The organism is Methanospirillum lacunae (assembly GCF_003173355.1).
Lineage (GTDB): Archaea > Halobacteriota > Methanomicrobia > Methanomicrobiales > Methanospirillaceae > Methanospirillum > Methanospirillum lacunae.
The window spans coordinates 635,359-651,764 of the sequence record NZ_QGMY01000002.1 but is presented as its reverse complement, the minus strand read 5'-3'; the positions used below and the strand labels follow the sequence as shown (position 1 = coordinate 651,764).

At 40.9% G+C, this 16,406-nt stretch carries 11 protein-coding genes; 10 read left to right on the top strand and 1 reads right to left on the bottom strand.

Translation table 11 applies throughout. From position 1 onward, the window contains the following. Positions 1–15: 15 nt before the first annotated feature. Entirely contained in the window at positions 16–348 is a 333-nt protein-coding gene (locus tag DK846_RS03490) for a GNAT family protein (RefSeq protein WP_109967505.1), read from the bottom strand. A gap of 841 nt (positions 349–1,189) precedes the next feature. Here DK846_RS03490 and DK846_RS03485 point away from each other — a divergent pair. The 10 genes from DK846_RS03485 to DK846_RS03435 all read left to right on the top strand — a co-directional run bounded on the left by DK846_RS03485 (position 1,190) and on the right by DK846_RS03435 (position 16,054). Beyond that, positions 1,190–2,329 (top strand): transporter substrate-binding domain-containing protein, encoded by a 1,140-nt coding sequence (locus tag DK846_RS03485; protein ID WP_181391596.1) that lies wholly within the window; start codon positions 1,190–1,192, stop codon positions 2,327–2,329. Positions 2,330–2,698: 369 nt separating this feature from the next. Beyond that, positions 2,699–5,149 carry a PKD domain-containing protein gene (locus DK846_RS03480; protein WP_109967503.1) on the top strand — a complete coding sequence of 817 codons (2,451 nt, stop codon included), beginning with the start codon at positions 2,699–2,701 and terminating at the stop codon, positions 5,147–5,149. 597 nt (positions 5,150–5,746) lie between these two features. Continuing rightward, positions 5,747–6,451, top strand: coding sequence for a hypothetical protein (locus DK846_RS03475; protein ID WP_109967502.1), 705 nt, complete (start codon positions 5,747–5,749; stop codon positions 6,449–6,451). 389 nt (positions 6,452–6,840) lie between these two features. Next, entirely contained in the window at positions 6,841–8,094 is a 1,254-nt protein-coding gene (locus DK846_RS03470) for a response regulator (protein ID WP_109967501.1), read from the top strand. Then, a complete protein-coding gene (locus DK846_RS03465) occupies positions 8,087–8,455 on the top strand; it encodes a response regulator (RefSeq protein ID WP_109967500.1) in 369 nt (122 codons plus the stop codon). The genes DK846_RS03470 and DK846_RS03465 overlap by 8 nt, the downstream gene beginning before the upstream one ends. Positions 8,456–8,982: 527 nt before the next feature. Beyond that, entirely contained in the window at positions 8,983–10,677 is a 1,695-nt protein-coding gene (locus DK846_RS03460) for a uracil-xanthine permease family protein (RefSeq protein ID WP_181391595.1), read from the top strand. Between the two features lie 84 nt (positions 10,678–10,761). Beyond that, complete coding sequence (locus tag DK846_RS03455; protein WP_109967498.1) at positions 10,762–12,906, top strand: C13 family peptidase; 2,145 nt, start codon at positions 10,762–10,764, stop codon at positions 12,904–12,906. Between the two features lies 1 nt (position 12,907). Beyond that, entirely contained in the window at positions 12,908–14,248 is a 1,341-nt protein-coding gene (locus DK846_RS03450; protein WP_181391594.1) for an ABC transporter substrate-binding protein, read from the top strand. A gap of 300 nt (positions 14,249–14,548) precedes the next feature. Further along, complete coding sequence (locus DK846_RS03445) at positions 14,549–15,142, top strand: hypothetical protein (protein ID WP_109967496.1); 594 nt, start codon at positions 14,549–14,551, stop codon at positions 15,140–15,142. Between the two features lie 450 nt (positions 15,143–15,592). Then, complete coding sequence (locus tag DK846_RS03435) at positions 15,593–16,054, top strand: hypothetical protein (protein ID WP_146201109.1); 462 nt, start codon at positions 15,593–15,595, stop codon at positions 16,052–16,054. Positions 16,055–16,406: the final 352 nt, after the last annotated feature.

The following is a 16,406-nucleotide window of genomic DNA, read 5'->3' as shown; positions in this document are numbered from 1 at the left end:
GAAACTGAGGTGCAGTTATTCCCCCTTATCCATTCTTAATGGTGCATGAAAGATCCAACATCCATCCATAGTATCAGTAAATTCCATTGATTCCCAAAATCCAATAGAAACAGGTCTGACTCGATCCGCAATTACTGTGAGATAATGCTCTTTACAGTAGTCGATGAACTCTTTGCCATATCCACGTCTCTCCCAATCCTGATAGATATTAATCGTAAAGATGGTGATTGTTGATTTATCTATCTTGCAACGAGCTTTTCCAATACGGGATTCTCCTACCGAAATATCAGCCCAGTCATAGAGTGAATTCTGTTCTTTTCTTGAGTTAAAGTGAATCGAAATTCTCATAATTCAGGACTTCTTTGTCTGAAAATTCCCATCTATGATAACATAGTTTCAAAGCAAGATGTATCGAATAAGATGCAACACAGACACAAATCTTCTTTTAAGGAAATGAGTCCATGATTAATAATGGCGATAGGATATCTGGTATAAATTATTAATAGAGATTGACCTTATTAAAACAATATCTGATCTTAAATTGATAGAATCAAAACCTATCTCGTAAATATCCATATGAAATTGATCAACTTCTTCAGTGACATCTCATAATGTTCGATACCGGATAATTTGAATCTTGTAAATGAGGCTTGAATCTACACATTACGTGGGACCGAACCTTGTTTTAAAAATTCTTGTAAATTTTGACCATATTCTCCGTTCTGTTTGAGTATTTATTATTACATTCATATAATAAAATTTTATACATCTATTTCACAAACCATTTCAATTTTTTCACTTACATTTTCACTTTACTATCGCTGATATTATTAAATGAATCCCCTCATTACTCGTTTGATAATTTTCTTAAATATTTTTCAATTTTAAATATAGTCACTATTCGGTTTAATGAGAGGAGAGCGATTATAAGAGAATTTGCTGATTTTTCAAAATATTGAATACGGTTTCATCTTTTGCTGCTAAAATCAAGACTTTGAAATATATGTATCAGGTACATATTTTTATCTAACGGTTTTAACATTCTGTTTTCATCAATTCAAGATAAAACCAAATAATTTTTCAGATAGATAAAAGAGAGTAACTATTAACCAGGGTACTGATATGTAATAACATGAAGCAAAGACTGCTAATTCTTTCCATACTCTTACTCAGCATTTTCATACCCGGTATGATGGCACAATCTTTGCCCTCTGATCTTCTCATTCTGACAGAAGATTATCCACCATTTAATTACATGGATAATGGCACCCTGAAAGGAATTTCTGTAGACTTCCTCGAATCAACATTCAATCATATGGGTATTGATATCCCTCGAAATTCAATCAACATTCTCCCCTGGGCAGAAGCATATAACACAACTCTGACACGAAACAACACCCTCCTGTTTACTACCGGAAGGATATCTCAGCGTGAAGACCAGTTCTTGTGGGCCGGTCCGATCATCAGCGACACCAAGGTCCTCTGGGGAACTACAAAGAACGATAGTTCAATTTCTTCCGATATTCATTCATACCGGATTGTGGCAATCAGAAATGATACCGGGATCAGTATGGCAGAACATGCCGGTGTCAATCCAAATCAGATCACAGAAGTATCCTCCCCGGAACAGGCAATCAGGATGATAGAGAATGGAACTACGGATGCCTGGAGCTATGGCGAACTTTCCGGGCAGTCGATGATTAACCGGTACGCTGATGATCCGGAATCATTCAAACCTGTTATGAATATAGGGGCAATTGACGAGTATTTCGCTTTCAACAAAAACACTGATCCTGAATTTGTAGATGAATTTAACAACACAATATCAAACCTTAAAATCAACAGGTCAGAGACTGGATCTTCTGAATATGAACAAATTATCTACAAGTATAAGCCAGTGGAATGTGCTGAATCTGATATAACCACAAAAATGGTGACTGATCTTGTAAATAGCACATCAGATGCACTTTCACAAAATACCCCGGATACGCTCAAACAGATAAATGCAAAAGTTGCACCATACAAGGATCCGGTGATTCCTGGCCTGTATGTCTTTGTCTATGCACTCAATGGAACAAACATGGCTGATGCAGGAAACCCGGATATCATCGGAAGAAACATGTCTGGGAAAGGGGATGTTACCGGTACCATGTTCCGTGACGAGATGCTCAAAGGAGCTGTGGATCATGGGACCGGCTGGGTTCATTATGTCTTTTCCCATCCGACACTCTCCGGAATATTTCAAAAAGAAAGTTATTTCAATCTTACCACCGGAAGTGACGGCATTCAGTATGTTGTAATCAGCGGAAGATATACACCCTGTGCCTAAATCAGGCACTCTTCTTTTTAAGGTTAGGTCCCATAGACATCGGACGAAAACGGTTTCCCGGTTATTAGGTTTAAAATGTCTGACTGAATTGAATATATGTAACGATATTCTCTGTTTTCCCATATAGATAGGAATTTTTCCTGCCGGCTGAATTTTAGAAAAAATGCATAATTATATATTATTATAAATATGATTAACCAATACCGTATTTCTTTTTGATCTGCTTTATGGGAGATGGAAATTGATGGATATAATGAATAATACTTTTTGGGACCAGAGGAATCAGCAGGTTCTAATTGATACGCTAAGATCACAACCCTTCCAGAATAGACGCGAACTAATTATAGCAACAAAGACCGGTGATATCTGATGAAGACAGACTTTAGCCTCGTACTTAATATATTTCTCAGTTTTCTGATCATTATGGGAGGTATCTTTGTCTGTACAGCCCAACCTGCAGTCAGTCCAACGGGATTAAACACCAGTGAACTGAACGAATCCCAGACTCTGCTACAGGAGATACCACCAGTGACAATCCCAATTCCACCATTTAATATTTCAGATATCAGGGATACTATTGACACAAAGAAACCCATAAATCCGTCTGTATCTGCATTATCTATCACAGATACCGGGATGGAAACAATGGGAAATGTTATCCTAGTTCCGGTAACTCCGACCCCAGAAGGGAGCGGGTATTATTATTTCAACACAACCGGAACTGATCAGAGTTATTATATCTATTCTCCTGGAACTTACATACTCCAGAGCGGATTTTCAACAGGGAATAGTTCGGCAATATATATCGAAGCATCGGATGTTGTTCTTGATGGAAATGGACAGACGATTACTGGAAATGCTACAAATAATGGGATCGCAACAGGATCTGATGTAAATAATACTTCGGTCAGAAATTTTTTCAAAATTGAAGAATTTACCTATGGTCTTTACTCTTACGGTGATAAGATATCTCTTGTTAATAATACATGGGCTGATAATAGGTATGCCGGTATTGTCGCCTATACATCAAATCTATCAGTCCATAAGAATACTCTGAAAAATTCCAGTATTGGAATTTACATACTTGGTCCTTATGCTGTTGTCTCTGAGAATACGATTCTGGATAATTTTATAGGATTATATAGTATCTATGGAGATACCATGACCGTAGAGAAGAATTCATTCAATAATAATCAATACGGGTTTGCTAGTTCCGGAAATAATATGACATTCCGTGAAAATACGGTTCATAATAGTCAGGATTACGGAGTCATATTCCAAAGTGACGGAGGTCTCTGTACTGGTAACATCATCAGTCAGAATTACAATAATTTAGCTTCAACCGGATCAAATACAACAATAAACGGCAATACCATTAGTGACACTTTCGATGAATATGGATATGGAATACGTGCTGAAGGTGAAAATACCACATTTTCAGAGAATACGTTATATAACAATGGATATGGTATTATGTCATCGAAGCATGACTGCAAAGCAATAAAGAACAGAGTCTATTCAAGTGTCCGTTATGGTATCCTGTTAGACGGCGATGATGGAATGATATCCGATAACATCGTCCGGGATATACAATTATATGGTCTGGGATGCTTTGGCAACAACTCATTAGCAAGCAACAATATTGTAACCGATGCATATTTTGGAATAGGAATAGCTGATCAATACAACAATACATCTGTAATCGGAAATCAGATCAACAGATCCAGCCGGTCTAGTCTTGCAATCCTTTCTGAATTTTATTATGAACCAATAACCGGGCCAGGAATTGGAAATATCTATAATAATTATTTTGGAAGTGATACAAATATCCAGGGGTACGGCAACTTCAGTAATTACTCCTATTCCTGGACTAACCCCTCCGGCCCCGTGCGGGGAACGAATGTCGTTGGAGGTCCGTTTATTGCAGGTAATTACTGGAGTAATGCAAACGGGACTGGATGGTCTGATCTGCAGACTCCAAATGTAACCGGATTTGTGACACCCCCATTCGATATTTCACCTCCGGTGAATGATACTGCCCCGCTTGTTCCACTCAAACCGGTTACCATCAACGCTACCGCAAATGATCAGGCCATTATTGTTCCTGCAGGGAACAGTTCATACCGGTCATACACGAATCAGACATTCATCACCCAGCCTAAACCCGGGGCAGATATGCCTGATGTAATTGTAGATTCTGAGTCTAAAGGAAATATTACGAGCTGGACGTTTACTCAGCTGACAGACAATCATGATATCCAGGCGATTGGAAATCCAACACCAGGTCAGGTTCAAGTTTTCTTTAATGCTTCACAGCGGTACGGTGAAAGACCATTGACAGTCTCGTTCTCTTCAATTCAATCACTCGGGTCACCGACTTCATGGTACTGGCAGTTTGGAGACGGAATAACCAATACTACCCGTAACCCGGTTCATACATATGAAATTCCGGGAATATATACAGTCACCTTGCGAGCTCTGAATAACCAGACCGGAGGATATGCTGTATGGAATAATTATATCACTGTTACAGACGGAGTTGTTCCACAGCCCACACCGACATTGGTACCCGGAAAGATCATTACGCAGTTTTCAGCATATCCTACAAGTGGAAATGCTCCGCTTACTGTAGATTTCAAGGATAAGAGTTCTGGAAATCCGGTTTCATGGGATTGGGACTTTGGGGATGGATCTCATTCAACACTGCAGAACCCGTCACATGTGTACACAACTGCTGGTTCCTATCCGGTTATGTTATCTCTTAAAAATGAGAACTATGGCGGGAGTCTGAGGATTCCCGAAGCCGTAGTTGTAACATGAATTATAACTAGTTTTTAACTTTTTTTGGTTTCACGGTACGGTTTTCTACGAACACATCATCGTTCATTATAATACGCTCACAACTGACGTTTTGTCCTGTTCATATTGATTATTCTCTGCATAAAAATAGTAGATCGTTGAATACCATCCTCATACAACGGTAATACCAATTCCTTGTAATCATATAATACGAAAATTCACCAGGCAAACTATAGAGAATACTATTATCGCCGGAACTACCGAAATACATCTTAATCAAACCCCGGTTCTTATCAGGTATGACCAAAACGGGAACCCTGATCCGGCCTTTGGAGAAGACGGGATATGTACCTTTGATTCCTTTGGACCAGGTTTACGTTATGGAGTTCATACAGATGAACAAGGCATTATCTTTGCGAACTGATATATCACAAAAGATAATAAAGAGTTCTCATTATTTGTAAAGATCACAGTTGAAGATCTGTAGGAGATGGGCATCCAATTCACAGAATTCTCATTTTTACAGACACGAATGCCGATCCAGTCTCCCTAATTATCAATGTCAACCGTGCATTACGATTCGTATAATTTATCAACAACCCCACCATAGTATCTGATATGACCATTCGTCCCGGGATATATTTTGTCAGTGCACTATTACTAACAATAATCTGTTCATTGGTTTGTTGTGTGTATGCTGAAGAATCGGCTACAGTTCCTCATCAGGATTCTCCATGGGGAGGTATATGGACAGATGCCAATTATTCTCTGTCTCTTTCACAGAATGGTTCAACGATTAGCGGAATAGCCACAACATCTGACTCAACCATAGCCGAGGCATTCCGGTTAACAGGCACTCTTTCAAAAGATGGGAAGACACTCAAGAGTGTATTGACTAATACCGGGACACTTACCATGAATCTTTCAGAAGATAAGATGCTGTTTGACGGAATTGTGACCATAGATCCTGTAGATAATGTCAGCAAACCATCTTCTTACACGTTCAATGGAACCAGAAACGGAACCACTATTGTACCTGATCAGGAATGGACAGGAATCTGGGAAAGTAAGAGGAACCAGATAAATTTAATTCAAAATGGGACTTTTGTAAGTGGAGATTATCATCCTCTGACTTCGTTACATTTCGGAGGACTGGTGAATGGGACAACCTCAGCAGATAGAAAGATCCTCTCATTGGTATGGATTTCCCCGGAGATTACTACGTTTACACTTTCAGATGACGGAACGAATATATTTGAAGGAGAATGCACTGAGGAAAAGATCAGGTTCAATGGATATTGTCTCAATCTGACAAAAAAATAATCTCATCTACAATACCCATTTGGGTATTTTTCTATTCTGGTATGCCTTCTGCCTCATGAACATGGTGATATCATTATTCGGCAAACCGGTATGCAAAAACAAGTTTTCGTGAAATTATAAGGATTGAGTACCAAGAATATTCCCTATACTCACTTCGCGAAATTCTAAAATTAATAAATATTAATCTTATCACTCCTCCGTTATTCCGGTGGTCAGTCTAATACCCTGTTTTGGCATCAATGAGGTTACAGTAATAACCTTTTTTTCACATTCAAGGGTTATGTGCAGGATATCTAGAGTTATTCCTATGTTAGCCAGGGTAATGCCCTTTTGAGAATTTTTCAGGAGGGGCGAATATATAAGTGAATCAAAGCCAAGGGGTAGTAATCATGGATGAGGTTGCATCGGTTCTGATCGTTGATGATAATAAAGCCATACGGGATTATCTAATCTCAATATTGGAAATAGAAGGATACCAGGTTTTTTCAGCATCAGACGGAGAAGAAACACTAAAATTTCTTCATGAGCATTCATCACCTGACCTGATTCTCCTTGATATCATTATGCCCGGGATGAACGGGATTGATGTTCTCAGAACAATTAAAGGAGATCCGGTTCTGAAACAGATAACAATCATCATGCTGACAAGTGTGAGTCTTACTGCTGACAAAGAACTCGCATTCCAGCTTGGTGCCAGTGATTATCTAACAAAACCTTTTGAACTCAGGGAATTACTTGCCAGGGTTAAGACGCATATAAATCTGAAAAAAACCACAGATGAGTGTGCCTTACAGCGAAAAATTCAGGAGACTATTTTATCAACAATTCCCGGCATCGTGTATCTGAAAAGTAAGGATGGATACTATATCCATGGTAATGAGATGTTTGCAGATCTGGTTGGAATTCCACTCATAGAGATCCCAGGCAAACGTGAAGAGGATCTATTTTCATCGTATGTTGCTGATGAGCGGATAAAGGCTGATGACCTGCTCCTCAAGTTTGGTGTAGAAGAGTTTGAGATCCAGGAGGAGATCTCTATGCCTGACAAGAGTGCCCGGTCATTTTTTACCAAAAAACGCCGGGTCGTTGATAAGAACGGGGAGATAACCGGACTGGTTGGTGTGTCTATTGACATTACTGAGCAGGTTATCCTGAAAGAAGCATATGCTGAAAAAGAAGAGATTCTGGATTCGATACTTAACTCATATCCTGCAGAGATTTGGGTTCTCAATCCAAACGGGGAGATAATTCTCCAGAATTCAAAGCATCTTGCAAAGTATGGTAATCTTATCGGAAGACCAATACCAGACCTGCCTCTATCAGAAGAAACGAAAATCTACTGGAAAGAGAGTCTTGACCTCATCCTTAACGGAAAAATACGAGAGAATGAGAAGAAAATAATAGAATCAGATGGATCCGAGTGGATTATAGATTCATTCAGACCGATCAGGTTACAAGACGGAATTCTTGGAATTATGGGGATGAACCTGAACGTCACACGATGGTCACTGGGGGATGACGATCTATCTATCAGGATTTCAGGAGAATCTGAACATAATAACCAGAATAGCGGAGAAAAAATCACTGACGAGCCCATTCAGTCATCTGATTCGTACAGGAAGAGGTCTATAAATAATGGTTAAGATCCTTATTGTTGATGATAACCTCTTTATGCGTACCATGATCAAGACCTTTGTTTCAGATGCAGGTTTTGAGATTTCCGCAATGGCAGTAGACGGGTATCAGGGTGTCTATGAATATACACAAAACCGTCCAGACATAGTGCTTCTCGATATCCTGATGCCAAAAATGGATGGGATAATGGCTCTAAAAACCCTCATAGCCTATGATCCCCATGCACGAATACTGATGGTGAGTGCGATTCAGTCAGTAAAAATGATAAAACTTGCAATAACCTGCGGTGCTAAAGGATACGTTCTGAAACCATTTCAACGCGAGCAGTTGATACAGGAGATTAACCGGGTTCTTGAATTAAATTTATGAAGGGTATTACTCACCATACAATTGAATCCAGGGGCGAAAGATGAGAATTCCTCGAATAGTTATTGTACCATGAGTTAATACCTACAATCAAGATTTTCTGGCAGATTTGAGGAGATACCGTATTCTTCTGATACTGACATCAGAACTCCCTGAATATTGACACATGATATTGACACATGAATTACCACATTTTTGAATTTTCATTGGGTAGTTGATGGTTATCACGTTTTTTCAATCGGTTAATTATTTCCCGGGCTTATAATCGGAGAATAATTGGGTACCAGAAAAGGTTTAGCCGGATAATCAGGTTTTAAAAAGGTTACATATCCAGGATATCCAGAACTATTTCGGAATGTATAATATTACATAAAGGGATTTTAGTATATTGAATTCATATGTAATGGTAGAACCAACCGCTCATCTGGTAGATACAGATTTGAATGGAATTAAAGAAAAATTTCTGATATCACGCAACTATCAAAACCGGACGGCAGGGATTCATCATTGTCCAGAAACCATCATATGAGTTGACATATACAACTGAAGAGATACCTCCACCGGTTCCGTGTTTTCTCCTCGGATTACAACACGCTCTTCTGATTGCAACCTCTTTTGTTTTTCCTCTCATTCTTATAAGGGCATCTGGGATGGGGACTTCTGAAGCCGGCTTCTTTCTCTCTATGACCATTATGGCGGTAGGGATCGGAACAATACTCCAGTCACTGAAAGGGCATTATATCGGATCAGGTTTTTTATGTCCTTCATTTGCAGCCCTGTTTTTTATCCCACCGGCGACGGCTGCATATGCCCTCGGCGGACTTGGCCTCATGTCAGCAATGACCGCCATGAGCGGCGTATTTCAGATTGCAATCTCCCGGGTAATCAGCAGGCTCAGATTCCTGTTTCCTCCCGAAGTTACCGGGCTTGTGATTATCATGGCAGGTATTTCTGCGATTCCCTTTTCTATTCAGAGTTTTTTGGGAATGGAGAACCTAAAGGCACAATTCATCTCAGAAGACCTGCTCATTGCAATCATTACGCTTGGTGTTATTGTTATTGCAAGTATTTGGGGAAAAGGATCGATGAAACTCTATCCTGCATTTATTGGAATCATTGCAGGGTATATTGCTGCCTTTTTTTGTGGACAGATTCCCACATCATCGGTCTTTACCTTTCTGACATTTCCCTTAATAGAACTTCCAAAACCGATCTTCCTCTCCTGGAGTTTTGATTCATCTATACTTCTTCCATTCATTATAGCCGCATTTGCCGGAGTTTTCAAGACGATTGGAAACCTGACATCCTGTCAGAAGATCAATGATGCAGACTGGATCAGGTCAGATATGGAAAATTACAGCAGAGGAACTCTCACCGAAGGAGTGACAAATATCATCTGCGGAGCCATAGGCGGTCTTGGTCAGAGTACATCCTCCGGAAATATCGGGCTTTCACTTGCCACCGGTGCGACAAGCCGGAGGATTGGAATTATTGCCGGGATTATTCTGGTGTTCCTGGCTGTATTCCCACCGGTTTCGTCGTTTTTCCTTATTATGCCTCTTCCGGTCATCGGTGCTGCCCTTGTCTATTCTATCTGTTACATGGTGATGACAGGGATGGAGGTGATGATGACGAGGATGATGGATACCAGGAGGTTTTTCACCATTGGTATCTCCCTTGTCTTTGGATTTGGTGCAAGTACATTCTCTAGTGTTGTTCTTCCGATAGAATATTCTTGGCTTGCAACAATTCTGACTTCTCCTCTGACTCTCTCGACAATTATTGCAATCCTGCTTACTCTTGTATTCAGAATCGGCATCAAACAACAGGCCACTATCAAGATCATGCCAGGTGATGAAAACCTGGCCGATACGGTTTTTTCATTTATCGATCAGAATGCCCGGATGTGGGGAGCCCGCCGGGATGTTGCCACCAAGGCCGGATCTGCCCTCCTTGAATTGATGGAGAGCGGTTTTTCGTTTGAGATCTTCAATACCGGTGCAACAGTAACACTCTCATTTGATGAGTATAATTTTGATATACTCGTAGAATACCAGGGAGATCCGATTACTATTCCAGAGGATGTGCCTTCTCACGAAGAACTGATGGAAGATCCGGATTCGTTTCTGCAGCTGGCACTTGCACTGGTCAGAAAGCATTCTGATTCGCTGAGTGTCACCCGGTCCGGGGAGATGAACAAGGTGTTTGTTCACTTTGAACATTAACCCCTACCCATCAGGAATACGCCATATCAAAGCATCTATACCATATCACGTGCTTCAATACAGACAGATAGAGAGTATGGTCATATGACATACATACAATTCATCATAAAAACTGTTTTTCTTCTGATTCTCTGCTCTTTTATATCGGTATGTATTCCTTGTGTCCTCTCTGAAGAAGACGGGCCATTGTATATCGGAGTGCTTCTCCCTCTCAATGGGCCTGAAGGACAACCATTGTATAACGCCCTTTTGTTATCACAGAACCAGATCAATGAAGGGGGAGGAATTGGTGGAAGACCGGTTCAGCTGATACTGCGGGATACCAGTACCGGGGATCTCATGAAATATGCAGAGGACCTTGCAAAAGATCCACGAATCAAGGTTGTAATCGGACCATATTCCTCTGATGATCTCTTTGCGGTTGCTGACTTATTTATTAAAAAACAGAAGGTGCTTATATCTCCGTCTGCATCATCTGATGAGATCTACCGGGCATTTGCAGGGACCGGTTCAGTCTGGAGAACGGTATCAAACGACGGTGATATTACTTCAGTGCTTCTCCAACATATCAAACAGAACGGGGGGAAAAATGTTGCCCTCCTTACCATAAACAGCACGTATGGCAATACATTTTATGACTGGATCCCCTATTGGGCGATTGAATATAACATTACTATCACAGGCGAAGAAAAGTATTCGACACAGAATGATATTGCCGGGGCAGTAGACCGGTTATGTAAAGTACGTCCTGATTATCTGATTTTTGTCCACTCGGGATCAGGGAATGAGATACGATCTGCCATTGAAACGCTTAAAGAACTGAACTCTTCTACCATTCCGTATTTTATATATCCTACTGTTGACAAACAGGGACAGATCCTGCTACGACCTGATGCACAAGATCAACAGAAACTCCTCGAATCAGGACTATGGAATATACACAATATCAGTGTTCTTTCAACCATAATTCCAGATAAAACTCTTATGCTCATGTCCAAAGAATGGGATCCGGGCTTTTCAAAAGAATACACGATATCGAAATATGGTCAATCAGATTATGCTCCTGAGGTCTATGATGCCCTGCTGGTTGCATCCGGCGTCATGGCCCGTATTACTGCATATCGTCAAAAATCTCCCATGAATGCAGCATTATCTATCTTAACCAATGAATCAGGTGACCTCATGCCCAGAACAGAAGAGGGATTTCAATCAGCATTCAACCAGATTCAACAAGGACTGACTCCGGTCTTTATCGGTGCAACCGGTCCACTCCTGTTCAAATCTGAAGGAACTGACCGGCGTGAACCCTGGTATGGAACCTATCGCATGGAAGACGGAAAGATAATTTCAGATCCTGTCCTGCATCAGAACCTGACCAAATCAGATAATAAATCAGGTCTAGCAGATAATTCAACCGACCTATCCACTGTTCCAGTCCAGAACATATCTCATGGTGATTTCTGGGCGGTGATAGGAGCATTTTCCCGGGAGTGGACAAATTACCGGCATCAGGCTGATGCTCTGACCATGTATGAGTATTTGAAATCCCAGGGAGTTTCAGATGATCATATTATTCTCCTCATCTATGACGATATCCCAACAGACAAAAAAAATACCAGACCTGGCGAGGTATATCATAAACCAGGGGAAGAGGAGGTCAGGAAACGGGCAATTCCGGACTATATCGGTGAAATTGTCGATAAAAAGACACTGACGGATGTTCTTTTTAAAAAGGTCGAATCTGATGGAAGACCTGTTCTTCAATCTGATGAAAATTCAACCGTGCTGGTATATCTTTCATCACATGGAGTTCAGGGAGGAGACCTGTTATTTGGTAATGATAGTGAGCGGATTACACCGGATGAATTCGCTTCAATTGTAGACAAGATGAAAGAGAAAAAGGTTTTTGGGCGAATGCTCATCGTTCTTGAATCCTGTTTCAGCGGGGTTATTGCTGATTCAATAACAACACCGGGAGTCATTGTAATGACTGCTTCAGCACAAAATGAGACATCAAAAGCTGCATCATATGACTCTGCACTTTCAACCTGGTTATCAGATGAGTTCACCACAGAGCTCATCTCCAGACTCAAAAACTCTGATTCGTCTGTTACTCTTCGCCAGCTCTATCAGCAGATATTTTACCATGTCAGGTCTTCGCACCCTACGATTTCTATGCACAATGCATCATTGGACATTACGGCAGGACTCTTCTTTGGCGGAGCGTAACATGACGAACTCTCCAATCTACAATATCCGGGCAACCATCAGAGAGAGTATATACTCAAAACCTATGGCCATTGGGATGAACATGAGTCAATCATTCAACCGTCCTCATAGAGCAGAGCAAAAAGATTCACCAGATAATGAGCAGAGTGATGTCAACAATTTTTCATATCTTCAAACACTTTCTCTTTTCGTTATCCTCATCATTCTTTCCATCGTTATAATTCTCACCATCTTCCCCATCTTCATCACCTCCCCACTTCCAGTCCCTGCTACTGATAATTCTACAATCATCTGCGGCGTTATCCTCCCTTTGAGTGGAGATTTAGGCAATATCGGTACGGATATCCTGCATGGCATTGAGGTCGCAACCGATGAGTTCAATACCGGAGATACAGCAGACGGGCGAAAAATTATACTTCAGATAAAAGATGACAAGGGAGATCCAAACCTGTCACATGCTCTTTTTCAGGAGATGCAACGTGAGAGAGTTCCTGTAGTTATCGGATCATATTCTACCAAACTCACGTTGAAGATGGCTGAAGAGACAAAAAAAGTTGATAGTTCCGTTCTACTTTCTCCCCAGGCAAATGGAGAAGCATTGTATGGGATATCTCCCCGGTTTTATCAGATTAATCCACCAGTTTTCTATCTTGCTGAATTTATTGGAAAATGGGTCTCATTTTCTTCTGACCGGGTTGCTATCCTGTACTGCGATGACGAGTATGGACGATCAGTCATGAACAATATTGCGTCAGATCTTACCAACCGATCTATACCTGTTTCCGGAAAGGAGCCGATTCGTCAGGATGATACCGATTATGCTGCTCTATCTCATTCAATCCTGGATAGTGCACCAGATACGATTATTCTCATTGTGTATGATAATCGTCAGATCCCCATCATCAGGAATCTGTCAGAGGCAGGTTTCCGTGGTCAGGTGATATTGTCTGAGTCCGGGCTTATGAACAGTCTGGAGAAGGAGAACTCTGATGTGCTCTCACAGTTTTCCCTTTTCACGATAGATTCCTATACAAACCTGGTTCCCGGGATACAATCAGAACGCTTTGTTTCCGCATATCAGAAGATGTTTCATCAGGATCCCACACGGACTCTTGCCGGATATGGATATGATTCAATGAAGGTTGTAACAGAGGCCCTGCCACCTGCCTGTGATACTCATACGGTAACAGCAGAGACCATCAGGAAAGGATTGGATACTTCCCGGTATTACGGTGTTAGTGGCCCAAAAGTCTTCGATTCTCATCATGCTGCAGGTCCAGCCCAGGACAGGTGGGTATTCCGGGATGGAACATTTGTTCTGATGACGACATCACTTGTGTAGGGTTGTGTCACCGGTTACGCGAAATTTGACCAAAGAAGAGTACCCTGAAGAGCATATCATCTCCTTTTCATGTTATGGTAACCGGACCGATGACCCGGTTTATACTACCAGAAGTAGTTCATGGGATGTCTGCAAAAGCGATGTATTCCTGATACGACATACCATTATTTGTAGGGAAATTATTTGCTGGTGGGTCCAAATTTATACGATTGATATATAATCGGGTTTACTCATTTCGTGTTCAGATATCTGATCGAAACAAAACCTTGAAATAAAATTAACCAAAAGTAACATAAGAATATGGATAGATATCAGGGCACCGGACTCATTGTTCTCGTATTACTTCTTTCTCTGATAGGAATCTGCTGTGCTGCAGATAGTCCTGAATACCTTGCATACCTGCATGGGGAAGGAAGTACGATTGTCAATACTACTGAAGATATGATGACCATCACGGTTTCTAATCCTGACACGGTTGTAAATATCACTAAAGACGGTAACACTACATCGTTTCCGGTTAGTTATTTGACTAATATGTCCACTCCAATAGACGCAGTGGTGGTTTTTACTGATAACGATTCAAAGTCAGCATCCATTGTAAAAATTGAAAACCTCACGTTTTCAGATGATAAACGGTCTCTTACCCTTCAGGTACAACCACTTGACTATTATGACAGAACACTCCTGAGCCCCTATGCACAGGAGACGCAAAATCTCCGTCAGCTAAATACAAAAACGTTCAACGCAACCGGGGTATTCATGGAGTTAATAAAAAGTGCTCCAGATAATGCACAGGGGTCGGGTTTACAATGTGATACGTGTGTTAATAATTGTCGGAATGATCCTAACCCCTATGATTGTGTAGATATATGTACTCACCTGGTGTGTGGATAACTATAGAAATAATGATATTCTTTTTTTTTCAGGAATTCGATGACCTGCATATGCAGTCTGTCTTCTCACTGAAACTGATATCTGAAACCTTCAGATTATTAAATACCTGATTCGTTTCAATGGTTAGTATGTCCCGGGTGGCTTGGTTGTACCAGAGACCTTCCCAATCAAGAGAACGATGATCATTCCAGTGAATAGAATACGCCGACATCTATTGTATTATAATTCAAATATGCTCATCCTCCTAACGATACCATAATTCTGATCTCTATCAGAAAAATACTGGCTGAAATGAATAGATTTTTCACCCTGTTTTTTGAACGAAGATATGGTACCTGGCATCACTCCTGATTGATTATCAGTCGGGAGGAGGATTTTGAGTTTCGTTTATTCTCTGGTCCCCCGGAATATCTCTTCCAGGTATAATGAGCCGGAGGTCAGAATTATTACTTGAATAAATCTTGTTTTTCCAGCTGTATTCCCACCGGCCTCTGGTTTTTCCTTATTATGCCTCTTCCGGTCATCGAGGCTGCTCTCGTCTATTCTATCTGTAACATTATGATGACCGGGATGGAGGTGATGATGACACGAATGATGGATACCAGGGGGTTTTTCACCATTGGTATCTCGCTTGTCTTTGGATTTGGTGCAAGTGCATTCTCCAGTGTTGTTCTTCCGATAGAATATTCTTGGCTTGCAACAATTCTGACTTCTCCTCTGACTCTCTCAACTATTATTGCAATCCTGCTTACTCTTATATTCAGAATCGGCATCAAACAACAGGCTACTATCAGGATCATGCCAGGTGATGAAAACCTGGCCGATACGGTCTTTTTATTTATCGATCAGAATGCCCGGATGTGGGAGGCCCGCCGGGATATTGCCACCAAGGCTGGATCAGCCCTCCTCTAACTGATGGAGAGCGGTTTTTCGTTTGAGATATTCAAACAAGGTGCAACGGTTACACTCTCATTTGATGAGTATAATTTTGACATCCATGCGGAATAGCAGGGAGATACGATAACGATTATCCGGGATATGCCGTCTCATGAAGACTGATGGAAAATTCGGATTCGTTTTTGCAGTAGGCTCTTGCACTGGTCAGAAAACATTCTGATACATTGAGTGTTACCCGGTCCGGGGAGATAAACAAGGTGTTTGTTCATTTCGAACACTGAAGGAATTGATGATACCACAGTTTTTTCATCTGAAGGTTAAACCCAAATTATCAGAAATACCTTTCAACTAGGTCGGTAAAAAAAGA

What these genes read in the sequence shown, in the direction of transcription:
- DK846_RS03450 (WP_181391594.1), top strand. Translation starts at nt 12,908, where the DNA reads ATGACGAACTCTCCAATCTACAATATCCGGGCAACCATCAGAGAGAGT.
- DK846_RS03485 (WP_181391596.1), top strand. Translation starts at nt 1,190, where the DNA reads ATGATGGCACAATCTTTGCCCTCTGATCTTCTCATTCTGACAGAAGAT.
- DK846_RS03480 (WP_109967503.1), top strand. Translation starts at nt 2,699, where the DNA reads ATGAAGACAGACTTTAGCCTCGTACTTAATATATTTCTCAGTTTTCTG.
- DK846_RS03475 (WP_109967502.1), top strand. Translation starts at nt 5,747, where the DNA reads ATGACCATTCGTCCCGGGATATATTTTGTCAGTGCACTATTACTAACA.
- DK846_RS03490 (WP_109967505.1), bottom strand. Translation starts at nt 348, where the DNA reads ATGAGAATTTCGATTCACTTTAACTCAAGAAAAGAACAGAATTCACTC.
- DK846_RS03470 (WP_109967501.1), top strand. Translation starts at nt 6,841, where the DNA reads ATGGATGAGGTTGCATCGGTTCTGATCGTTGATGATAATAAAGCCATA.
- DK846_RS03465 (WP_109967500.1), top strand. Translation starts at nt 8,087, where the DNA reads ATGGTTAAGATCCTTATTGTTGATGATAACCTCTTTATGCGTACCATG.
- DK846_RS03455 (WP_109967498.1), top strand. Translation starts at nt 10,762, where the DNA reads ATGACATACATACAATTCATCATAAAAACTGTTTTTCTTCTGATTCTC.
- DK846_RS03445 (WP_109967496.1), top strand. Translation starts at nt 14,549, where the DNA reads ATGGATAGATATCAGGGCACCGGACTCATTGTTCTCGTATTACTTCTT.